This is a genomic window from Lachnospira sp. CLA-JM-H23, from assembly GCF_040096425.1.
Taxonomy (GTDB): Bacteria; Bacillota; Clostridia; order Lachnospirales; family Lachnospiraceae; genus Lachnospira; species Lachnospira rogosae.
The window spans coordinates 1-23,523 of sequence record NZ_JBBMET010000002.1 but is presented as its reverse complement, the minus strand read 5'-3'; the positions used below and the strand labels follow the sequence as shown (position 1 = coordinate 23,523).

General features: G+C 35.2%; 17 protein-coding genes and 1 pseudogene. 2 read left to right on the top strand and 16 right to left on the bottom strand.

Annotated features, from left to right (window positions below; all coding sequences use genetic code 11):
- Positions 1 to 283: 283 nt before the first annotated feature.
- The 5 genes and pseudogenes from WMO42_RS02295 to WMO42_RS02275 all read right to left on the bottom strand — a co-directional run bounded on the left by WMO42_RS02295 (position 284) and on the right by WMO42_RS02275 (position 4,292).
- Positions 284 to 799 carry a hypothetical protein gene (locus tag WMO42_RS02295; RefSeq protein WP_349191436.1) on the bottom strand — a complete coding sequence of 172 codons (516 nt, stop codon included), beginning with the start codon at positions 797 to 799 and terminating at the stop codon, positions 284 to 286.
- A gap of 174 nt (positions 800 to 973) precedes the next feature.
- The gene (gene rlmD, locus WMO42_RS02290) at positions 974 to 2,149 is read right to left on the bottom strand and encodes a 23S rRNA (uracil(1939)-C(5))-methyltransferase RlmD (RefSeq protein WP_349191435.1); all 1,176 of its coding nucleotides are present in this window, start codon (positions 2,147 to 2,149) and stop codon (positions 974 to 976) included.
- A 404-nt stretch (positions 2,150 to 2,553) separates the two neighbouring features.
- Positions 2,554 to 2,685 (bottom strand): annotated as a pseudogene (locus tag WMO42_RS02285) (DNA-directed RNA polymerase subunit omega); the annotation flags it as partial.
- Between the two features lie 2 nt (positions 2,686 to 2,687).
- Positions 2,688 to 3,320 (bottom strand): guanylate kinase, encoded by a 633-nt coding sequence (gene gmk / locus WMO42_RS02280; RefSeq protein WP_022501419.1) that lies wholly within the window; start codon positions 3,318 to 3,320, stop codon positions 2,688 to 2,690.
- Positions 3,321 to 3,413: 93 nt separating this feature from the next.
- Complete coding sequence (locus WMO42_RS02275) at positions 3,414 to 4,292, bottom strand: YicC/YloC family endoribonuclease (RefSeq protein ID WP_055174975.1); 879 nt, start codon at positions 4,290 to 4,292, stop codon at positions 3,414 to 3,416.
- 228 nt (positions 4,293 to 4,520) lie between these two features.
- On the opposite strand from WMO42_RS02275, the gene WMO42_RS02270 reads away from it, so the two are divergent.
- A complete protein-coding gene (locus tag WMO42_RS02270; RefSeq protein WP_055306662.1) occupies positions 4,521 to 6,257 on the top strand; it encodes an NFACT RNA binding domain-containing protein in 1,737 nt (578 codons plus the stop codon).
- 76 nt (positions 6,258 to 6,333) lie between these two features.
- On the opposite strand, the gene WMO42_RS02265 is transcribed toward WMO42_RS02270, so the two are convergent.
- The 5 genes from WMO42_RS02265 to WMO42_RS02245 form a co-directional block, all read right to left on the bottom strand.
- Positions 6,334 to 7,506, bottom strand: coding sequence for a hypothetical protein (locus WMO42_RS02265; RefSeq protein WP_349191434.1), 1,173 nt, complete (start codon positions 7,504 to 7,506; stop codon positions 6,334 to 6,336).
- Positions 7,507 to 7,574: 68 nt separating this feature from the next.
- Positions 7,575 to 8,795, bottom strand: coding sequence for a tyrosine--tRNA ligase (gene tyrS, locus WMO42_RS02260; protein WP_055306679.1), 1,221 nt, complete (start codon positions 8,793 to 8,795; stop codon positions 7,575 to 7,577).
- Positions 8,796 to 9,396: 601 nt separating this feature from the next.
- Positions 9,397 to 9,891, bottom strand: a complete 495-nt coding sequence (locus tag WMO42_RS02255) for a VanZ family protein (RefSeq protein WP_349191433.1) — start codon at positions 9,889 to 9,891, stop codon at positions 9,397 to 9,399.
- Between the two features lie 294 nt (positions 9,892 to 10,185).
- The gene (gene pyk, locus WMO42_RS02250) at positions 10,186 to 11,616 is read right to left on the bottom strand and encodes a pyruvate kinase (protein WP_022501169.1); all 1,431 of its coding nucleotides are present in this window, start codon (positions 11,614 to 11,616) and stop codon (positions 10,186 to 10,188) included.
- Between the two features lie 145 nt (positions 11,617 to 11,761).
- Entirely contained in the window at positions 11,762 to 12,778 is a 1,017-nt protein-coding gene (locus tag WMO42_RS02245; protein ID WP_022501168.1) for a hypothetical protein, read from the bottom strand.
- 269 nt (positions 12,779 to 13,047) lie between these two features.
- Here WMO42_RS02245 and WMO42_RS02240 point away from each other — a divergent pair, with 269 nt between their 5' ends.
- Positions 13,048 to 17,262, top strand: a complete 4,215-nt coding sequence (locus WMO42_RS02240) for an acyl-CoA dehydratase activase-related protein (protein WP_349191639.1) — start codon at positions 13,048 to 13,050, stop codon at positions 17,260 to 17,262.
- A 420-nt stretch (positions 17,263 to 17,682) separates the two neighbouring features.
- Here WMO42_RS02240 and WMO42_RS02235 read toward each other — a convergent pair whose 3' ends face one another.
- The 6 genes from WMO42_RS02235 to WMO42_RS02210 form a co-directional block, all read right to left on the bottom strand.
- Positions 17,683 to 18,357, bottom strand: coding sequence for a uracil-DNA glycosylase (locus tag WMO42_RS02235; RefSeq protein WP_022501165.1), 675 nt, complete (start codon positions 18,355 to 18,357; stop codon positions 17,683 to 17,685).
- A gap of 18 nt (positions 18,358 to 18,375) precedes the next feature.
- Positions 18,376 to 19,140 (bottom strand): imidazole glycerol phosphate synthase subunit HisF, encoded by a 765-nt coding sequence (gene hisF / locus WMO42_RS02230; protein WP_022501164.1) that lies wholly within the window; start codon positions 19,138 to 19,140, stop codon positions 18,376 to 18,378.
- 15 nt (positions 19,141 to 19,155) lie between these two features.
- Entirely contained in the window at positions 19,156 to 19,761 is a 606-nt protein-coding gene (gene hisH, locus WMO42_RS02225; protein WP_349191432.1) for an imidazole glycerol phosphate synthase subunit HisH, read from the bottom strand.
- Positions 19,758 to 21,623 (bottom strand): hypothetical protein, encoded by a 1,866-nt coding sequence (locus WMO42_RS02220; protein WP_349191431.1) that lies wholly within the window; start codon positions 21,621 to 21,623, stop codon positions 19,758 to 19,760. The genes hisH and WMO42_RS02220 overlap by 4 nt, the downstream gene beginning before the upstream one ends.
- Positions 21,624 to 21,673: 50 nt before the next feature.
- Positions 21,674 to 22,186: a hypothetical protein gene (locus tag WMO42_RS02215; RefSeq protein WP_022501161.1), complete on the bottom strand. Its 513-nt coding sequence runs from the start codon at positions 22,184 to 22,186 to the stop codon at positions 21,674 to 21,676.
- A 75-nt stretch (positions 22,187 to 22,261) separates the two neighbouring features.
- Positions 22,262 to 23,161: a chemotaxis protein gene (locus tag WMO42_RS02210; RefSeq protein WP_022501160.1), complete on the bottom strand. Its 900-nt coding sequence runs from the start codon at positions 23,159 to 23,161 to the stop codon at positions 22,262 to 22,264.
- Between the last annotated feature and the right edge of the window lie 362 nt (positions 23,162 to 23,523).

Here is a 23,523-nt window from a genome sequence, read left to right as displayed (position 1 = left end):
CGAGAAGTATCATACATTTTCGCAAAAGTGATACCTTTTAGCAAAAGCCTATTATTCAGCAAGGTTCAAACCACCCCACTGTTTCAATATTCAAATGTTTCATTCAAAAGACCAAAAAACACACATCCATTTTCTTTCCTTAATCTCTCGCAAACCGCAGAAAATCAAGGTTTCCTTGAAAGCAGACAGACGATTTCAATATTCACCTGAACTTTGATTTTATACTGCATAGCGAAAGTATGCAATAGGTTTTCAAAGTGTGGTGACAATTTTATCCCCCATATCACGAAATAAAATTCAAGATAACATACGAATTACTTTCATTTGATATTTCTCTAATTTTTTCTTTTCGTCCCATGTACAAAAAACGTATTATAGGTGTCAGCATTGAAAAGGAATATAACACGTCATTTCTTGATCCAAATTCGTATTTTTCAAAATAGCTTATCAGCAGATATGATAGCATATCAAATAAACCATCTACCACATTATCAAAGTCCTCTGAGTCAAACCCTCCTAAATATTGCGTATGTGTCGACTGATTTTCTTTGCCACGAACAGTTTCTACAGCTGCTTCAATAAATTCATGGTTAGGCAAATTTTTTATTCTATTTTGAATATTCTTTGCTCCTAAAGTTACTGCCTTATTTGGATCAATATCTAATATTTTTCGAATAACAACCTCTGCATATTTTCTAACAAAAGATATTCTTCCGCTAACGGAAGTATCTTTATAAAATGTATCTCCGATTAAATCTGCAACTAAGCTTTGATATGAGTTATTATTAAAATTACTCATTAACTTATCCTCCTTATCACAAATTTACTTTTGCGAAAAAGTATCCTTTCGCCAAAATGTGTATTTCTTATTCCCAAAAGCCTATCCCCTGGGGTAAAACTCCAGTTATATCATCACTCTATGGAAACAGAAACACACATCTATTTTATTCCCAAAATGGCGAAATCCTTTGATTTATTGGGCTTTTCTCGACAGAAGGCAGACTGTTTCCACATGGTCACAAAAAGGGAACATATCAAATGGTCTGCACTCCAAAACCTTATATCCACCTTTCATAAGCATATCAACATCCCTTTTCTGAGTATCTGGATTGCACGATACATACACAACTCTTTCTGGCTTAATCTTAAGTACCGACTCAAGAAATTCCTGACTGCTGCCACTTCTTGGAGGATCCATTATAACAACATCAGCCCTCTTATGTGTGGCATATTCAACAAGAAACTTTCCAGCATCATCATTCACAAATCTAATATTCTTTATATTGTTAATCTTAGCGTTGACCTCTGCATCTTTTACCGCATCTGCATTTAACTCAACCCCTATAACCTGTCCTGCCTTGGAAGAAGCTGCTATTCCTATTGTTCCTATTCCACAATAAGCGTCAATAACTGTATCCTTCTTAGTTATTCCAGCCATATTTATCGCCGCCTTGTATAACTTTTCTGTCTGCTGGTGGTTAATCTGATAGAAAGATGATGGGCTTATTCTAAATCTGTAGCCACATAACACATCTTCAATATATCCCTTGCCTGTAAGCACTATATTTCTTGGTCCTAACACCATACTTGTATTGTATTTATTAACATTCTGTACGATTGTATTAATCTCTGGGTGCTTCTCTTTTAATGCTTTAAGAAAATGTGTCTTAGACGGAAATGCAACATCAGCCGTCACAATAACAAGCATAATCTCCTTAGTTGAAAAGCCTTTTCTTAAAAGAATATGCCTTATAAAACCAGTTCCCTTATCTTCATTATATGGCTTGTATTTAAACGACTTAAATAAATCTCTTAATGTAGCTATAATGCTACTGCAGTGTGAATCTTCAAGCAGGCAGTCAGATACAGGTACTATATTGTGGCTGTTCTCTTCATATGTTCCCGTTATAATATTGCCATTCTTATCTTCACCAACAACAGCGTGAACCTTGTTACGGTAATGCACTGGTCTGTACATTCCTGTTATCTTATCTACTGGACAGATGTCTTTAAAAAGTTTGTCTACATATCCCTGCTTTATCTTTAATTCATTATCGTATTTCATTCCTGCATAGGCACAGCTCCCACATTTTTCTGCACTTTCACAGTTAATTACACGCTTCTTCTCATCATATATATTACTTCCCATAACTTTTATGTTACCTCCCAACATCAAAAGGCTGTCACATATAAAATGCAACAGCCTGTAAATTCTATTATTAATATTACAAATGACAATATTATGCAGTAATCATTATATCAGCAAATATCCATGCATAAAATCAAAATCTGAAATTACATAATTTCACTGTCATCGCCATTGCTGACAATCTTAACCTTGCCTTCATATAACTCTTCTACAGCTATTGAAAGTGGCTTCATATTCTCTGCATTATCGATAAGAGGTGTTCCTATCTGAAGCTTTCTCGCCTCATCTGGTGTTGTAAGCGGCTTTGGCTCATTCTTCTTATCCTTATTATCCTTTTCCTTTTCCTTTGGAGCGTTCTCAGCCTCAATACGAGCCTTTCTAACCTTCTCCTCTATTGTTCTTGCATCAATAATCTCTTTAGCTCTTGCGGCAGTAGCCTTAACAATTGAATAACGGCTCTGTACGATTGGCTGTTCGCCGTCCTCTACCTCACTATTAACAACTGCCATTAATTCTGAATATGATGGATGTAACATTATTATTCTCCTTTCTCATAAGCTTTAAGCTCTTCTTTAATATTATTAATTAAACTCATATTGTTAACTGCTTTTCTCTTCTCACTGTTAACTATAGAATGAATTGCCTCAACACAATCATCCACTTTATCATTGATAACTATATAGTTATAATTCTCTACGCCCTTAGCCTCATCACTGGCTCTTTGCAGTCTCGCCTTTATTGTGGCTTCATCTTCTGTTCCACGTCCTACAAGTCTTCTCTCTAATTCTTCTGCACTTGGTGGCATAATGAATAAAAGAACTGCATCTGGATACATCTTCTTAATATTAAGTGCACCCTGAATCTCGATTTCAAGTATCACATTCTTACCTGCTTCAAGCTGTTCCTCGACATATGCCTTAGGTGTTCCATAATAGTTGCTGACATACTTTGCATACTCAATCAATTCAGAATTATCAATCATACTCTCAAATTCTTCTGTTGATTTAAAGAAATACTCTCTTCCATTCTGTTCACCTTCTCTTGGTGAGCGGGTTGTCGCTGAGATAGATAGAGCATAATCATTATGAAGCTCTAATAATCTCTTAACTACAGTTCCCTTTCCAGCTCCTGAGAAACCTGAAATTACAAGTAATAAACCTTTCTCTTTCATCTCTATTCTCCAATCTGTAAATGCCTGTTGGCACGCACACAACATAAGTGTACAAGTTATTATACAGAAATACACCGATTCGTGCAAGCTTTTTTATTCTATATTCTGTATCTGTTCCCTTATTTTTTCTATTTCTGTCTTTAAATCTATAGCTGCATTTGATATTTCTATATTATTCGCCTTAGATAAAGTTGTATTGGCTTCCCTGTTCATCTCCTGTGCTATGAAATCCATCTTTCTTCCAATCCCTCCGTCTTCGTTAAGGCATTTTCTTGCGTGTTCAATATGACTTCTTAATCTTACTGTCTCCTCATCTACGCATACTTTATCAGCATATATAATCACCTCAGAAGCTATCCTGTTCTTATCTATATCAGCATCTGAAAGGATTTCTTCCATCTTGGCTTCTAACTTCTTCTTATAATCTTCTATTATCTGTGGATTTTTTGTTTCAATATAAGAAACAAGCTCCTCCATATGGTCTAACTTTAACAAAAGATCATTCTTTAAGTTCTCACCCTCAATAATTCTTGTATCAGCAAGCCCCTTGCAGGCTTCTTCTATTGCCTCATTAATAAAGTTCCACAATTCTTCTTCATCTTCCTGCGATTCTTCCATTGTGATAACCTCTGGGTATCTTGACAAAGCTCCAACAGTAATATCATTTCTTATATTAAAACGCTCCTCCATCTGTCTGAATATATTCATATATTCCCGTGCTATGCTTTCATTAAACTTAAGGCTTACATTGCTCTCTGAATTATCCTCGTATGTAATAAATACATCAATCTTTCCCCTTGATGCATATTTCTTAATTGTATCCCTTATTCTTGCCTCAAATATATTAAGCTTTTTAGGCATCTTTATACTGTTCTCAAGAAATCTGTGGTTCACCGACTTAATCTCTACTGTTATTTTACGGTTGCCTCTCTCTATCTCGCTTCTTCCAAAGCCAGTCATACTTTTTATCATCAAAGTGTCCTCATTTCATTTATTCATTGTTGATAACATTAAAAAATATTTTAATACTAAATGTAGTTTAATACATCGCTTATTAAACATCAACTTACATATCAAACTTTTAATTACAACTGCTAATTATATCAATTTTACTTTAACCATACAAGACAACATCTATAAAATGTGCTATCATTTATTCTAAAGTATTAATGGCGTACCAATACGCCAGAATGGAGTATTATGGCATTTGATGGAATTACAATAGCGAATATTGTACACGATTTAAACAACACAATTCTTGGTGGAAGATTATATAAGATTGCAGAGCCAGAAAATGATGAGCTTTTACTTACCATAAAGGCTAATTCTGGACAATACAGGCTTGTATTATCTGCAAATGCTTCACTTCCGCTTGCATATATGACTAAAGATAATAAGCCAAGCCCCCAGCTTGCACCTAACTTTGTTATGTTTCTTAGGAAGCACATCAATAACGGACGAATTATATCAATAACACAACCCGCTTTTGAGCGAATAATTGATATTGAAATTGAACATTTAGATGAATTAGGTGACCTCTGCCGTAAACATTTAATCACAGAATTTATGGGCAAACACAGCAATATCATATTATGCGATGACAATAACACAATATTAGACAGTATTAAGCATGTGTCAGCACAGATAAGCTCTGTCAGAGAAGTTCTTCCAGGAAGGGAATATTTTATTCCTAATACATCTAACAAGCACAATCCGATGAATATGGATTTTAATACCTTTAATGAAAATATATTATCACAGCCTAAGACTACTGCCAAAGCCTTAAGCAGTGCTTACACTGGAATAAGCACCTGCATATCAGAGGAAGTCTGCCACAGGGCACATATTGACAGTGCCAAACCAGCCAACTGTCTGTCCAGTGCTGAAAGCATAGCTCTATTTGAAGCATTCAAGGCTATTATTAATGACGTGGCAAATGGAAGTTTCAGCCCTAACATCGTATATGATAACGGTGCACCCACAGATTTTGCCGCGATTCCTCTTACTATGTATGATAAATCCGAAAGCTACTCCTCAATAAGTGAATGTCTTATCGGTTATTATCACGAAAAAGAAGTAAGAACACGAATTCACCAGAAATCGACTGATATAAGAAGAATAATTACAACTCATCTTGAGCGTTCTTATAAAAAGCTTGATATTCAGGAAAAACAGTTAAAGGATACTGAAAAACGTGACAAATACAGAGTGTATGGAGAGCTAATCAACACATACGGCTACAATATCGAGTCTGGTGCAAAAAGCTTCACAGCTCTTAATTATTACACTAACGAAGAAATCTCTATTCCTTTGGACGATACATTGACACCAATTGAGAATGCGAATAAATATTTTGCACGATACAACAAATTAAAACGTACTTATGAAGCTGGTGTAAGACTTATCAAAGAGATTAAAGATGAGATTATGTATCTTGAATCAATAATAAATGCCCTTGATATTGCAACTACTGAGAATGACCTTAATAATATTAAAGAAGAACTTATCATAACCGGCTATATCAAGAAGAACAGCAAATCCAAAAGCAAGGATAACAAGAACAACAAACCTCTGCACTATATATCATCAGACGGTTTTGATATGTATGTCGGCAAGAATAATCTTCAGAATGATGAACTAACCTTTAAATTTGCTTCTAATAGTGACTGGTGGTTTCATGCCAAGCAGATGCCTGGTTCTCACGTTATAGTTAAGACTAACGGCAAGGAACTGCCCGACAGAACTTTTGAGGAAGCTGCCGCACTTGCAGCCTACTACTCTAAAGGCCGCGACCTTGATAAAGTTGAAGTCGATTATGTATTAAAGAAAGAAGTCAAAAAGCCTGCCGCTGCCAAACCGGGCTTTGTTGTATATTACACTAACTACTCTCTTATCGCCATAGCTGATATTAACGGCATTAAAGAAGTTACTGGCTGATAAAAAACTGGCTGTCTGAAAGCTTTATATGACTTTATCATATAAATGTTTTCTGGACAGCCAGCTTTTTATTTAATTAACTTAAAGTCCTTAACCCTGTAACAGCTAACACTATAACTCCTATAACATCAGCCACAGCACACAGCATATACATAACTGAAAGCGAAGCCCTGTTTAGTCCTGCCACAATAAGCATAACAAGACTTAACACAAGCAATGTGCCTGCTATTATATACATACACTTTATATTAATTCTTTCATTAACGACCAATACAATAAATATTATGCCTGTGATTAATGATACGCTCATTCTTACAAGATACCATACAAATGCAGCTTCTGTTAAATCACACAGCGTATTATCTGTTGTAAGGTATCCAAATAATGATGGCGGATTAAACGCATATATAACGGATGGAATAATAACAATAATACTAAATACAGCTATCTCAATAATCATAAGTTTATTATTATTATTTAATACTATTGCAACGCAGGTTACAATAGTAAATATAATAAGCCACGACCAGTTAAAATAGAATTTACTTCCAATATAATAGTCCTGAATATATCCTGCTACAGTCTGTATATACTCATCTGATGATAACATCACCACTCTTGAAATAACAAGATTTCTAATAACTTCAAGTATAAGAAAACCTGATAATGCAGGGAATATATATATAACAGCATTATTATATGCCATCTTATCATTATATATTTTTAGCTTTGTTATTGTACTGCTCTTAACCATTAAAAGTCCTAATACTGATAACACCATAACAAGAATATAAGCTATTGGTATTCTGGACATTAATTGTACTGTCTGTATATTACCAATGTCCGATTTATTCATATAAAAGCTATTTATAAATATATGAACACCTTTTGAACTTTCTGTTATTCTTGCAAATAACAATAACGCACCTGTTATAAATGCACTTATATTAGCAGCTATTGACAGCCTTGATGCCATACTCACCTTTTTGTATACACATACCGCAGCAGTCACAAGCAGTAATATCGTTATTGGAAATATAATCTTATATATGCTTCCAAAACCAGCATAAAAATAATAATTATAAATTGATGTATCAAGCGTACCGCCATCATATACATTACTATTCATTCTGTTAAGTATATTCTGAAATGTATGCTCCCCTACAAAAAATAATAATACAGCCGCATTTATAACCATAATTAACGCAAGGCTCATAAGCCTTATAAAGGTAATCTCACTCTTTTTCATACTTATCCTCACTCTTTAACTCTCCAGAACCAGCAGTATTACTGCCGGCTCTGAAACATTTTACAATATTATGCCTGTACCTTTATAAATGACTTCTTACCCTTCTTAACAACTACTCCATCACCAGCAAAGAATTCTTTATCAAACTTTGCTGCTATATCAGATACCTTTTCACCTGCAACAGAAGCACCGCCCTGTGAGACAACTCTTCTTGCTTCTGACTTAGTAGCTGCAAGACCTGCTGCGTGAATTAACGATACAATATCAATGCTTCCATCTGTAAAGGCATCATCTTCAAGCTTAACTGCTGCCATATTAGCCGCATCACCTGATGTAAATATAGCCTTAGCTGTTTCTTCTGCCTTCTTAGCTTCTTCCTCACCATGAACCATCTTAGTAAGTTCAAATGCAAGTATTTCCTTAGCTCTATTAAGCTGTGCACCTTCCCACTTATCCATTTCATCAATCTGCTCAAGTGGTAAAAATGTAAGCATACGGATGCACTTTAATACATCTGCATCAGCTACATTTCTCCAATACTGGTAGAACTCATATGGAGAAGTCTTTTCTGGATCAAGCCATACAGCACCGCTTACTGTCTTACCCATCTTCTTACCCTCTGAATTAAGAAGAAGTGTGATCGTCATAGCTGAAGCATCCTTGCCAAGCTTCCTTCTGATAAGTTCTGTACCACCAAGCATATTGCTCCACTGGTCATCTCCACCAAACTGAAGATTACAGCCGTATTTCTGGTATAACATATAGAAATCGTAACTCTGCATAATCATATAGTTAAATTCAAGGAATGTAAGACCTCTCTCCATTCTCTGCTTGTAGCACTCAGCTCTTAACATATTATTAACTGAGAAGCACGCACCGACTTCTCTTAAAAGGTCAACATAGTTAAGCTTCAAAAGCCAGTCTGCATTATTTACAAATAAAGCCTTATCATCTGAAAAATCGATGAACTTGCTCATCTGCTTCTTAAAGCACTCACAGTTATGCTCAATCTGCTCCGGTGTAAGCATTTTTCTCATATCTGTCTTACCTGATGGGTCACCAATCATACCTGTTCCGCCACCGACTAATGCGATAGGCTTATTGCCTGCCATCTGAAGTCTTTTCATAAAGCAGAGTGCCATAAAATGTCCTACATGAAGACTGTCTGCTGTTGGATCAAAACCAATATAGAATGTAGCCTTTCCATTATTAATTAAATTCTTAATTAATTCTTCATCTGTTACCTGTGCAATTAATCCTCTTGCAACTAACTCGTCATAAACTGTCATTTCTGCCATTTCTGTTCTCCTGTTCCTATTACGTTATTATTTGATAAATGATACATAACCCTGTTAATAACAAAAAAGAGCATATCTTTCATCCTTGTTAAAGGACGAAAGCATATGCTCCGTGTTACCACCTTTATTCATAAACAGCTCACACTGTTCACCTTAACGGGTCTTATGATCCTTGATACTGTAACGTGTACCACACGTCGCCCCTACTAAGCACTATATGCCTTTCAGTTTGCTGCTACGGAATGTATTCAGAATAACTATCCACTGTGCCTCTCATCAGCCGGCTACTTTCTGTTGCTTACTGTTATGCCTACTTGTTTCCATCATCGCATTATATTAATATAGATGATAATCTTACTGTCAACCTCATACAACTTATTATGAAAATTGCATAATAAAATATTATATTCTGATATTCGACACCTGATTATCATATGTCTACTAAAGCTTATACCATATAGTTGCTAATTTTGCAAGCGTTATATCATATTTTTGCACTCATTATATCTTTATTCCTGTGCTGCTTTTCAGCACATACAAAGTTCCGTTAGGAACTTTTAAGATGAGTGCTTTTGCACTCATTATATCTTTATCAATTAATATTATTGCATTTTTCGTCTTTATGTTTACATACATTTTTATATATAATATATACTATAATAAGTCCTATTATGCTCCCTGCCGCATCTATCAACACATCTAACACACAACCATACCGACCTGGCACGAATGTCTGGTGAAACTCATCTGTTGCTGCAAATGCTATTGCTATAACTGCTGATATGACAGGAATCCTTACACCCTTAATCCCATCAACTATAAGTGCAATCATTACAAATATTGAAAAAATTGCATATTCTGTCATATGTGCAGCTTTTCTTATTGGAAACTGCACCGCCTCTATCATACTTTCCCTGTTATTCTCATTACAATCTATAATTCCAGCCTTATCACACACTGTAAGTATAATATCCGCCGCCTTATAGCTTAGCCCTGATGACTCTTCCCCATCCTGCTTTGAAAAGCCAAATATAATCATTGCCATAACAATGGCTGGGAGCCATATCAATATCTTTTTTATGCTCATATTCAAATCCTTTAATATACACCTATGTTATTATCAAACTATTCTGCTATTTTTTTTAATATCAAGCTGCATATTCTATTCTAACCTCCTTAATTGGTTTCAAAAACTCATCTACATCACTCCCATTGCATATATATAATTACGTATATTTATTTTTCGATTATTATATCATTCAATTTTTATATTTTCAATTATGTAGTGTTCTAACCAACTTAAAACAAGCCCACAAAACCAATTTCACAAGGTTTTGTGGGCTTATATAACTATCTGAAATATCTTATACCAGCTATAATATTAGAGTGTAACAACTCTCATTGTATTAGTAAGACCTCTCTTAGCTGATGGATCAGATGTTGTAGCGATACCGGCAGATACGATAACTGTATCTCCTTCTTCTACATATCCAGCCTGCTCAGATACAACTAAAGCGTGCTCAATAATCTTATCTGTTGAAGTCTCTGTAGCTGTCTTTAATGGTCTTACTCCCCAATAAATCTGCATCTTTCTAAGAACATTATCATATGGTGAGCAGCCGATAATTTCTGCATTTGGCTTTAATTTAGATGTAAGTCTTGCTGTGAATCCTGAAATTGTTGGGCATACAATAGCCTTTGCATTAAGGTTATCAGCAGTCTGAACTGTTGCGTTACATACAGCACTTGAAATGCTTCTCTTGCTGTGAACCTTAGCGATATCTGCAGATCTTCCCTTGATATCCTGCTCTGTTCTTTCAGCAATCTTAACCATCATCTTTAATGCTTCAAGTGGATACTTACCATTAGCTGTTTCACCTGAGAGCATAACCACGTCTGTACCATCATAGATAGCGTTAGCAACGTCAGTAACCTCGGCTCTTGTAGGACGTGGATTTCTAATCATAGAATCTAACATCTGTGTAGCTGTAATAACCGGCTTATATGTTGCGTTACACTTCTTGATAATTTCCTTCTGGTAATGAGGAACATCTTCTGCTGGAATCTCTACACCCATATCACCTCTAGCAACCATAATTCCATCAGCAACTTTGATAATTTCATCAAGATTTTCAATACCCTCTGCATTCTCAATCTTAGCGATAACTGGAATATCAGCACCATGCTCCCATAAGAGCTGCTTGATTTCCTGAATACAAGCTGCATTTCTTACGAATGAAGCTGCAATAAAATCAAATCCCTGTTCAATACCAAATATAATATCATCTTTATCTTTATCTGTAATACCTGGAAGCTTAATGCTTACGTTAGGTACATTAACACCCTTCTTAGAACCAAGTTCACCACCATTGATTACTGTACATACGATATCCGTACCATCGACTACCTCTTCTACTCTAAGCTCAATAAGACCATCATCAATAAGAATAGTATTACCATTAGCTACATCTGCTGGAAGACCTGCATAAGTAATCATATCAATAGTATCATCACCTACAATATCTCTTGTTGTAAGTGTGAACTTCTGACCTTCCTTAAGTGTAACCTTCTTGTCATCCTTAAGCACACCAGTTCTGATTTCTGGTCCTTTTGTATCAAGAAGTGTAGCTATAGGCTTGTTAATCTCTTCCCTTACGCTCTTAACTAATGCAAAACGGCCTGCCTGTTCTTCATGGTCACCATGTGAGAAATTAAATCTTGCAATATCCATACCACTAAGTGCAAGCTGCTTAATAAGCTCTCTATCATTAGTGTTAGGACCCATAGTACATATAACCTTAGTCTTTTTCATTATAACCTCCAAGTAAATAAAATAAATTAAATTCAAAACAATCCAACAAATTATACTTAATAACACATAAAATAGCAATACCCATTCTGAAATTGTTATGATAATTAAGTGTTATTAATAATATATACCATCATATTACCATATATTATTGTGTTTTGCCAATATGAATATGTGTATATAAATGTTCATTACAATATTCATAATTGCCAGCACATTTTGAGCAGAATCTGAACACAAGATTTTCATCGTCTAATTCCGTTCTTCCACACACAGCACATTTGTGCTTAGGTGTTCCATTAGCAGGTCTGTATGGCTTATTAGCCCCCTGCCATGTTGTCTTTTCACTATTGGCATTATAAAATGTTTCATTAAAGCTCTGTCTGCTGCCATTATTCTTCTGTGCTTTTCCTGCTGTATGCATAGCCTTATTATAATTCTTCTGTGTAGAAGTCTTAAAAGGTCTTCTCTTAGACACTGTAATGAATATTATAAAGTTAATCATAGACACTAAAGCTGCAATCGCATTGGCATAACATCCCATTCCGCTTCCTGACAGAAGTCCTGCATTGTATAAACCTTTCCACATAGTCCAGCCAAAGTTCACTCCGCTTACTGCAATTGTTGGAACAATAAAGCCTCCAAGAATAATTATTGCAAATACTATTCCGTCAAGAAGTGCCATCCATTTAATCTTGATCGGTATTACAAAGAACAACAACACTTCCATATCCGGCTGTTCCATAGCAAAAGCCATAAATAAAGCAAGGTTAATATAATGTGTGCTCATATTAAAACTTATGCCAAATATAAGATATATTATAAGAGCCGCAATTATATTAAGTATTACTCCAGAGAAGAAATACACATTAAACTTAAATGACCCCCATATATTCTCTAACACTGTTCCTATAAGATAATAGAAATAAAGTGAAAAGAATACAAATATTATGCTTGTTGATGGTGGCTGTATAATAAATGTTACAAGCCGCCATATCTGTCCCTTAAATATATATGCAAAATCCAATGAAAGATATGTGCTGTAAACCCCAGGTGCAAACACCTCGAATACAAAACCTACAGCATATAACACAATAATATACATCATTAAATTCTGTATTGCATATTTAGAATACTTTCTTTCTAGTTTCTGAAACCAATCCATTAAACTCCTCATTTCCGCAGGAATAATTCCCACATTATTAAATTATGTATATTTAAAGCGATTTAATAATAAAAGTATAAAAACAAAACCTATGTTTGTCAATTATATAACAATAATAGTATTATTAATTTTATATAAACAATGTTCTAACAAGTGTTGAATTTCTGTGTCATTTCTTATATAATATGTCGGATTGTAACTTTTCGATTTTATTATATATTTTTCGACACAATATAATTAACAAGGAGGTCGGCTCTGCCGTAATGACTATGAACAAATACAGATTAGGTATTGATATTGGCTCTACAACAGTAAAGATCGCTATTCTTGATGATAATAATAATATTTTATTTTCTGACTACGAAAGACATTTTGCTAATATTCAGGAGACCTTACAATCTCTTCTTGAAAAGGCTGTCGCTCAGTTAGGTGAATTTGAAATATACCCTGTTATCACAGGTTCTGGCGGACTTACACTTGCCAAGCATCTTGAAGTACCATTTACACAGGAAGTTGTCGCTGTATCTACAGCACTTCAGGATTATGCACCTCAGTGTGATGTTGCAATAGAACTTGGTGGTGAAGATGCCAAGATTATATATTTTACTAATGGTATCGACCAGCGTATGAATGGTATATGTGCAGGTGGTACAGGTTCTTTCATCGACCAGATGGCTTCACTTTTACAGACAGATGCTTCTGGTCTTAATGAGTACGCCAAGAATTACAAGTCAATATACCCTATTGCCGCAAGATGTGGTGTATTTGCCAAATCAGACATACAGCCTCTAATTAACGAGGGTGCTACTAAGGAAGATTTATCAGCTTCTATTTTTCAGGCTGTTGTCAACCAGACAATCTCTGGTCTTGCGTGTGGCAAGCCTATCCGTGGCAATGTGGCATTTCTTGGTGGTCCGCTTCATTTCTTATCAGAACTTAAGCAGGCATTTATCCGCACATTAAGCTTAACACCTGAACAGGTTATAGCACCTGACCACTCTCATTTGTTTGCGGCAGTTGGCTCTGCTATGAATTATGATGAAAATGTATGTGTAAATGTTGCAGATATTATCAAAAGACTTTCAGGCAAAATCAAGCTTGAATTTGAAGTTGAACGTATGGAACCACTTTTTGCCAATCAGTTAGCTTATGATGATTTCACTAAAAGACATAATGCACATCATGTAAAGACTGCTGATATAATCACTTATGAAGGTAACTGCTACCTTGGTATTGATGCAGGCTCTACAACAACTAAAGCTGCTTTAGTAGATGAAGATGGTAATTTATTATACTCATTTTACTCAAGCAACAACGGTTCTCCTCTTGATACTACAATCAAGGCTGTTAAAGACATTTATACAAAGCTTTCACCTAAGGCTAAGATTGTGCAGGCCTGTTCAACAGGTTATGGTGAGGCTCTTATCAAGTCAGCACTTATGCTTGATGAAGGTGAAGTTGAAACTGTGTCCCACTTCTATGCTGCTGCATTCTTTGACCCTGAGGTTGACTGTATTATAGATATCGGCGGACAGGATATGAAGTGTATTAAGATAAAGAACCAGACAGTTGATTCTGTCCAGCTTAATGAAGCCTGTTCTTCAGGATGTGGTTCATTTATCGAAACATTTGCAAAGTCGCTTAACTACTCTGTTCAGGACTTTGCCAAAGCTGCACTTTTTGCCGAGCACCCTATTGATTTAGGTACAAGATGTACAGTATTTATGAACTCTAAAGTCAAGCAGGCTCAGAAAGAAGGTGCGGAAGTCGCTGATATTTCTGCCGGTCTTGCTTATTCAGTTATCAAAAATGCTTTATATAAAGTTATTAAGATTGCTGACCCTAACGACCTTGGAAAGCACATTGTTGTACAGGGTGGTACTTTCTATAATGATGCAGTATTAAGAAGTTTTGAAAAGATTACAGGTGTTGATGCCATAAGACCTGATATTGCTGGTATTATGGGAGCATTCGGAGCTGCTCTTATCGCAAGGGAAAGATATGACGGCATATCTGAATCATCAATGCTTTCAATAGATAAGATCAACCGTCTTACATATGAAACAACACTTACAAGATGTAAGGGTTGTACTAACAGTTGTCACCTTACTATTAATAAGTTCTCTGGTGGCAGGCAGTTTATAACTGGTAACAGATGTGAAAGAGGTCTTGGAAAAGAACGAAATAAAGAACATCTTCCTAACCTTTTTGATTATAAATTCCATAGACTTTTTGATTATGAACCATTATCCGCTGACCTTGCAGTGCGTGGAACTGTTGGTATTCCTAGAGTACTTAATATGTATGAGAACTATCCTTTCTGGTTCACATTCTTTACTAAGCTTGGATACCGTGTAGTTCTTTCGCCTCAGTCTACAAGAAAGATTTATGAATTAGGTATTGAATCAATACCTTCTGAGTCTGAGTGTTACCCAGCCAAGCTTGCACACGGACATATAAGCTGGCTTATCAAGAAAGGTATTAAATTCATATTCTACCCTTGTGTTCCTTATGAACATAAAGAGATTGATAACACTAATAACCACTATAACTGCCCTATTGTAACTTCTTATGCAGAAAATATTAAGAACAACGTTGAAGAATTAAAGACAGAAAATATAGATTTCAGAAATCCTTTCCTCTCATTTGAAAGTGAAGAAATTCTTGCCAAACGACTTAAAGCAGAATTTCCTTTAATTCCCGCACCAGAAATCAAGGCTGCTGTTCACGATGCGTGGGAAGAACTGATGCAGTCAAGAACTGATATGCATAATAAAGGTGAAGAAGTTATTAAATACCTTAAAGAAAATAACAAACGTGGTATTGTACTCGCTGGAAGACCTTACCATATTGACCCCGAGATTAACCATGGTATTCCAGAACTTATCAACTCATATGGAATAGCCGTTCTTACTGAAGACAGCGTTGCCCACCTTGGCAATGTTGAAAGACCACTTATTGTTATGGACCAGTGGATGTACCACTCACGTCTGTATGCCGCAGCAAGCTATGTCAAGACTCAGGATAATCTTGATCTTATACAGCTTAATTCATTCGGCTGTGGACTTGATGCAGTTACTACAGATGCCGTTAATGATATTCTTACTAAGTCTGGCAAAATATATACAGTTCTTAAAATTGATGAGGTTAATAACCTTGGTGCTGCAAGAATACGTGTCAGATCACTTATTGCTGCACTTAAAGTAAGGGACAAGAAAAATTACCAGCGACAGTTAGTTTCAAGTGCATACAAGCGTGTTGAATTCACACCTGAGATGAGAAAGAATTACACTATTCTCTGCCCTCAGATGTCACCAATACATTTTGACCTGCTTGAACCTGCTCTTAATTCGTGTGGATATAACTTCGAAGTTCTTGCCAATGATAATAAATCGTCTGTAGATATGGGACTTAAATATGTTAATAATGATGCCTGCTACCCTTCTTTAATGGTTGTCGGACAGATTATGAACGCGGTTCTTTCCGGTAAATATGATTTAAGCAAGACTGCCATTATAATTACGCAGACTGGTGGTGGCTGTCGTGCTTCTAACTATATTGGATTTATAAGACGTGCTCTTGAGAAAGCTAATCTTGCATACATACCAGTTATTTCTTTAAGTGCACAGGGACTAGAGTCTAACTCAGGCTTTAAGTATGATCTGCCAATGTTAAAGAAAGCTATGATGGCTATTGAATACGGTGATGTATTTATGAATGTTGTATACAGAACAAGACCTTATGAGAAGGAAAAAGGCTCTGTTAACGCCCTTCACGAACATTGGAAAGAGATATGTATAAAGCAGCTTACTTCTGACAAAGTAAGAATGAAAGACTTCAATAAAAATCTGCGTGATATAGTTCACGATTTTGATAATATTGAACTTCTTGATATTAAAAAACCTAGAGTTGGTGTTGTTGGAGAAATTCTTGTTAAATTTCTTCCAGCCGCTAATAATTATCTTGTAGATTTATTGGAAGCTGAAGGTGCTGAAGCTGTTGTTCCAGATCTTATGGGATTTCTTCTTTATTGTGCAGAAAATGCTAACTTCAAACACAAGTACCTTGGTGCTTCATCTAAGTCAGCATTTATCAATAACGTGGTAATTAAATTGCTTGAGTGGTTCAGAAAAGCTGGTAACGAAGCATTAGCACAGAGCAAGAGGTTTGATGCTCCATCTTCAATTAAAGAAACTGCTGCTCTTGCCAAAGACCTTGTGTCACTTGGTAACCAGACTGGTGAAGGCTGGCTTCTTACTGGTGAAATGATTGAGCTTATTCATAACGGTGCTGGGAATATTGTATGCTGTCAGCCATTTGCCTGCCTTCCTAACCACATTGTTGGTAAGGGCGTAATCAAAGAATTACGTGCAGCATTTCCTGAAGCTAACATAATCGCCGTGGATTATGACCCAGGTGCATCAGAAGTTAACCAGCTTAACAGAATTAAGCTTATGCTTGCTACTGCTAACAAGAACCTTTAATGTCTGATGTCTGCTAAATCAGATTTATTACCATGAACTTATATAAAAGGCTGAGTGTTGCATATTTATTGTATACATATGTGTTATAGAAACATCTGTATATAATAAATATGCTGAAATATTTAATTTCAATATATTGAAATTAAATAATTTCAAGTGTATAATACTAATAAATGGAGGTCGGTAATATGAACTTTTTATTATTTTTAGGACCAATTATCGGTGTTGCAGTTGCTATATTTGCAGTTGTAGTAATTATTGCTGTAATAGGAGCTGTTGCAGGTTCAGAAGAAGATTTTGATGAATAGACATTTCTTCCGTAGTTTTATTTTCTAAGCAAAAAGCAGCGTTGATTGACAATCTACTATTAAGGGTTGTCAATCAACGCTGCTTTTTATTTATTTTAAAATATTCATAATATCAGATATTCTCTATCTGCCAGTCAATAGGCTCAACTCCATGGCTTTCAAGGAATTCGTTACATTGGCTGAAATGCCTGCATCCAAAAAATCCTCTATATGCTGATAAAGGACTAGGGTGTGGACACTTTAATATAAGATGCTTAGGATTGGTAAGCATAGGTATCTTTCTCTGTGCTGGTGAACCCCAGAGCATATATACTATCGGTCTGTCCTGCATATTAACCGCATTGATAACTGAATCAGTGAACTGTTCCCAGCCCATTCCCTGATGTGAATTAGCATTATGAGCTCTTACTGTTAATACTGTATTTAACAATAGTACGCCTTGATCAGCCCATTTTTTAAGGTAGCCATTATTAGGATAATAACAGCCACAGTCATCGTGTAATTCTTTATATATATTCTGTAGTGACTTAGGAATAGGATTGCCCGGAAGAACCGAAAAACTAAGCCCATGTGCCTGATTTACCTCGTGATATGGGTCTTGTCCTAATATGAGCACTTTAACATCTTTTAAAGGTGTAAAATGAAATGCATTAAAAATATCGTCTGCTGGAGGATAGACAACACATCTGCTATATTCGTCTTTTACAAATGTATACAACTTTTTGTAATAATCTTTCTTAAATTCATCACTTAAAGCATCTTTCCAATCATTAGTTATCATTGACATAATAACACCCTCCAATATCTACTTAACTAATCTTATAGGTATTCCCTTATCAGATAAATACTGCTTTAAATCATTTATCTCCATCTCTTTATAATGGAATAAAGAAGCAGCTAATGCAGCATCTGCCATACCTTCTGTAAAAGCATCATAAAAATGCTCCATATTGCCAGCCCCGCCTGAGGCTATAACTGGAATTGATACATTAGAGGCAACCTCTCTTGTAAGTTCAATATCGTATCCTGCTTTAGTCCCATCACAGTCCATACTTGTAAGAAGTATCTCTCCTGCTCCAAGCTGTTCTGCCTTAACAGCCCACTCAACAGCATCAATATTCATATCAACTCTTCCACCATTCTTATAAATGCTCCAATGACCATCTTCCTGTCTTTTGGCATCTATTGCAACAACCACACATTGACTGCCGAACTTATCAGCCGCCCTTGATATAAGTGTTGGATCCATAATTGCCGCTGAATTAATAGATATCTTATCAGCACCTTCTCTTAAAAGCACCTTAAAATCATCTACTGTTCGTATTCCTCCGCCTACAGTGAATGGAATAAATACTTTTTCAGCAACTTTTCTTACTAAATCAACAGTTGTATTTCTTCCGTCACTTGAAGCTGTTATATCGAGAAATACAAGCTCATCAGCTCCTGATTTGTCATACATTGCGGCAACTTCAACTGGATCTCCAGCATCCTTTAAATCAACAAAATTAGTACCTTTTACTACTCGTCCATCTTTGCAGTCAAGGCATGGTATAATTCTTTTAGTAAACATATTACATTCTCCATTCTATAATTCAGCAAAATTTTTAAGTATTCTTAAGCCTGTTTCACTACTCTTTTCTGGGTGGAACTGACACGCAAAAAGATTACCTTTTTCTACTGAAGCATGAATATGTGTTGAATATTCAGTAGACGCTGCTACAATATCATCATTATCAGCTTTTAGATAATATGAATGTACAAAATATACATATGGATTAGCATTGATTCCTGCAAACAATCTCGCATTATCCTTAACATTTAAGGAATTCCAGCCCATATGTGGTATCTTAAAGCCTTCCTTAGCTGGAATTTTAAATATCTTTCCTGGAAGAAGGTTAAGACCTTCAGCTCCTGGTGTCTCTTCGCTTTCCTTGAATAAAAGCTGAAGTCCAAGGCATATTCCAAGAAATGGTGTATCCTTAGCTACAACATTTTTAATTGTATCTACAAGTCCAAAACGATCCAGATTGTTCATCGCATCACCAAATGAACCTACTCCAGGAAGAATAACTTTATCTGCCTGAAGTATCTCACTTGAGTCTCTGGATACCATAACTTCTTCACCGAGTGCTATTAACGCTTTCTCAACACTCTTAAGATTGCCTGCATCATAATCAATAATCGCTATCATTTTACTGCCTCTCCGTATGCTTCTATCTTGTAATAATAAGTAACAAAATCGCTATTAGACATATCTGCTAAAGATATAGCTTCTGTCTCTGATATCTTATATGTATCCTTAAGTGCATTGATAATCTTATCATAGCTTTCCTTCATCTTATCATCTACGCCTAATTCTTTACCTTCAGCCCTGTATGTCTGATATCTGTCAACACCCTTTATAAGAGCATTAATTGCCTCTGTATTCATATTCATCTTTCTGTAATTAAGATATGACTCATACTGTCTTTGAACATACATAACAACCTTTGACTGGTTATATATTGTCTCTTCATTACCTGAAAGGTTCATACCACTTAAACTATTATAAGCTTTCTCGTATTCGCCATTGATAAAGTAATCTTTAGCTGCATTTACTTTACTGTTGTAATTGATACTATAGCCAAATACCTGTATAAGCATAATAATTCCTGCTATAAGTAATATAAATAAAATGATTGATTTTGGTTTAATCTTAAGAATATCACCTGGTTTAGGTGGTTCTTTAACTTTAACTTTTTTAGGTTTCTTTTCTTTCTTAGGCTTCTTATCTTTTGCCTGTTTAGCCTGCTTTTTCTTTTCTTCTTTCTTAGCTGCAGCCTGTTTCTTCTTCTCCTCAGCCTGAGCCTTTTTTGCTTCCTTAGCCTCAGCCTTCTGCTGATTTTCTATTTGTTCCTGTTCTTCTTCAAGCTTACCTTCTTTTTCCTGCCTAATCTTAAACTGCTGATACCTATACTTAATCTTAGCAATTAAGCCCTTCTTAGGTGCTTCTGGCTGGTCAAGATTAGCTTTACCATGAAATACCTCATCAATGAGCTTCTCATTCTCATCCTGCTCTTTTCCATCATCCACTGTGTTAGTCTTAGCAGCTATTGCATTATCAACAGTCTTTTCAAGCAATTCTCCATCGCCTGTTGCCACATTTGCTTCATTAAGATCATCTTCAATACTTTCAAAGAAAATGTCTTTTATAACAGAAAAAATACCTTTTTTATCTTTTTTCTTTTGCTTTTTGTTGTGCTTCTTTTTCATAGAAACTTTATCATCCTGTGCTTCATCGGCATCTGAAGCTTTATTCTGCACACTGTCTTTATTAGCTGCTTCTGTGCCATTGTCATCAGATGTGCTATCTGAAGCTGCATTTGCCTCATTATCAGCATTGCCTAAAGAAGCATTATCTGCTGATGAAGCTGAATTATCGGCTGATGTATCCTCAGCAGCTACCTCATCTTCTGACTGCATACCGTTCTCTTTAAGAAGCTCATTCATAGATGATTCATCTGCATTATCATTCATCTCACCTATAAGATCATCCAAATTCATACTTGCAAGACGGTCTTTTTCGGTATCTGATAAACCCATATCATCCATAAGCTCATCGTTCTTATCAAGATTAGTACCAGCAGCTTCATCAACTGGAGTGTCATCTAACATCTTATCAATAGCTTCATCTGCCTGCTTATCCTTAGATGTATCATCTGCTTCTGTCTGCTTATCTGCTTCCTGTGCCTTCTTAGCAACTTCCTCAGGAGTTAATTCTGATACTGTATCATCAGTTATAAATGTTTCTTCCGTATCAGAAGCCGCCATATGACGAGGAACTGTCATAACATCTTTTAATAACTCTTCTATATTATCGTCATTAAGATTTCCATCCTCATCATCATATATATTTTCAAATTTAGTACTCTTCTCATTAGACTTTTCAAAGGCTTCCCTTACCTGCTCTTTGATCTGTTCTTCCTCTTCATCCTTATTCTCTGATTGTGCATTCTCATCTTCAGATAATGATTTCAATAAGCCATCAAGGTAATCCTCTTCATTCTCTGCCACAATTCCACCACCTTCGTAAAATTATAAATAAAATTCTACCATAAAGAATATTAATTAACAACATTAACTAACTCTTTCAATACTTCATATGAGTTAATCTTCATTGTACAAGCTTTGTCTGCTATTTCTTTAGGTATCTGATAAAACGTACTATGTACCCTGTAAAAATGTGCTTTATCATTAATCATAACAATTCTCTCAAATGGCCACCTTATAAGATTAGGATTGTTAAATCCTTCCCCTATCTCAATAACAAGCAGCTTCTTAGCCAATGTCGCTGATAACCATTTGTTGTAAAAATCCCACTGTTTCTCATCTTCATTAATATATGGACAAACCATTCTTTTGGGATTTATTGTTGATTCACCTAGATAATTATGCTTGGTAGACGATATAATAAAATAATTATTCTTATCAAGAAGTTCACCAAACTTATTAAGCATATCTATAAGATTACCATCATTATTATTAAGTGCTTCATCACCAAGACCTATTAATATATAATCATAATCTTTAACATCTTCTCTAATTCTATTACAGTAATCTTGTAATGTATATTCCATATCTATCCTCACAGCCTTAACAATAAATTATGGTGCTATCATTATATAGATAACACCATAATAACATAAATAATATTATCTGAGAAGTTTATCAATCTCATTAACTAACAATCCAATCTCTGGCTTAGATAACTGTACATCAGCTCCTAATGCTTCTCCCTTAGCTCTCATCTGGTCATTAATTAATGATGAGAATATAACAACTGGTATATTCTTTAATTTATCATCTGTCTTGATAAGCTTTGTCAATCTGTGTCCATCCATTAATGGCATCTCTAAATCAGTTATAACACAAGCTACATCCATCTGTGCATCTTCTGAATCCTTCAGAGCAACAAGATTCTCCCAGGCCTCCTGTCCATTAGCACATAATGTAAGATTATCATATCCTGACTTAATAAGTGAGTCTGAAATAAGCTTCATAAGTAATGGAGAATCCTCTGCAATTACAATATGTGCTTCATTCTTAGTTCTTCCTTCAAGCTTTTCAATATCTGATACTTTTAATCCTGTCTCTGGACTTATATCTGATACAATTCTCTCAAAGTCAAGAATGATAATTAACTGTCCATTAATCTTAACAACACCTGTTGCAATTCCGCTGTCAGCACTGCTTATTGTGCTGTCTGGCTTAATAATATCTGTCCAGGATACTCTATGTATTCCAACAACCGATGCCACATGAAATGCAACATTAAGCTTATTAAAATTAGTGATAATAAACATATCCTTTGTAATATCTTTAGAAGGTGCACACTTAATAACCTTAGCTAAATCAACTATTGTTATCATTAAATCTCTTGGCATAAACACACCTTCTACACAAGGATGTGAATTAGGTACTGGTGTAACCTTGCTATATGGAACTATCTCTTTAATCTTAGCGACATTAATTCCATAATGATTCCCTCCAACTATGAATTCAAGCACCTCTAATTCATTAGTACCACTTTCCATTAATATATTAGTTTCCATATAGTTTTATCCTCCATAAATCCCGTACTTTTATTGGAATATTATAACAAATCACATACATAATTTCAATTGCTATTACATATAATTATGCAAAATATGAATATTGTCCAATATATTATCTACTTGAATACTTATATTTAAATGCTGATGTTTAAATACTGATATTATTGTATATAACAATATTATTAAAACTTTCTAATCTATATAATATCTACATAATATATAAATTGATGATAATAAAAAAGAGGCTTTAAAGCCTCTTAAATAACAACTATTCACTACTCATTCAAAACTGCACATTAAATATATCTTATACATCCGTATCCTGTCAAGTACTTTCGTACTTTCCTTAAGAATAACTC

Bases quoted from the DNA above. Each gene is read 5' to 3' on its own strand.
- hisF (WP_022501164.1), bottom strand. From the start codon at position 19,140: ATGTTTACTAAAAGAATTATACCATGCCTTGACTGCAAAGATGGACGA.
- WMO42_RS02295 (WP_349191436.1), bottom strand. From the start codon at position 799: ATGAGTAATTTTAATAATAACTCATATCAAAGCTTAGTTGCAGATTTA.
- tyrS (WP_055306679.1), bottom strand. From the start codon at position 8,795: ATGACAGTTTATGACGAGTTAGTTGCAAGAGGATTAATTGCACAGGTA.
- WMO42_RS02235 (WP_022501165.1), bottom strand. From the start codon at position 18,357: ATGTCAATGATAACTAATGATTGGAAAGATGCTTTAAGTGATGAATTT.
- WMO42_RS02245 (WP_022501168.1), bottom strand. From the start codon at position 12,778: ATGGATTGGTTTCAGAAACTAGAAAGAAAGTATTCTAAATATGCAATA.
- pyk (WP_022501169.1), bottom strand. From the start codon at position 11,616: ATGAAAAAGACTAAGGTTATATGTACTATGGGTCCTAACACTAATGAT.
- WMO42_RS02215 (WP_022501161.1), bottom strand. From the start codon at position 22,186: ATGGAATATACATTACAAGATTACTGTAATAGAATTAGAGAAGATGTT.
- WMO42_RS02255 (WP_349191433.1), bottom strand. From the start codon at position 9,891: ATGAGCATAAAAAAGATATTGATATGGCTCCCAGCCATTGTTATGGCA.
- hisH (WP_349191432.1), bottom strand. From the start codon at position 19,761: ATGATAGCGATTATTGATTATGATGCAGGCAATCTTAAGAGTGTTGAG.
- WMO42_RS02275 (WP_055174975.1), bottom strand. From the start codon at position 4,292: ATGATAAAAAGTATGACTGGCTTTGGAAGAAGCGAGATAGAGAGAGGC.
- WMO42_RS02240 (WP_349191639.1), top strand. From the start codon at position 13,048: ATGAACAAATACAGATTAGGTATTGATATTGGCTCTACAACAGTAAAG.
- WMO42_RS02265 (WP_349191434.1), bottom strand. From the start codon at position 7,506: ATGAAAAAGAGTGAGATTACCTTTATAAGGCTTATGAGCCTTGCGTTA.
- rlmD (WP_349191435.1), bottom strand. From the start codon at position 2,149: ATGGGAAGTAATATATATGATGAGAAGAAGCGTGTAATTAACTGTGAA.
- gmk (WP_022501419.1), bottom strand. From the start codon at position 3,320: ATGAAAGAGAAAGGTTTATTACTTGTAATTTCAGGTTTCTCAGGAGCT.
- WMO42_RS02270 (WP_055306662.1), top strand. From the start codon at position 4,521: ATGGCATTTGATGGAATTACAATAGCGAATATTGTACACGATTTAAAC.
- WMO42_RS02210 (WP_022501160.1), bottom strand. From the start codon at position 23,161: ATGGAAACTAATATATTAATGGAAAGTGGTACTAATGAATTAGAGGTG.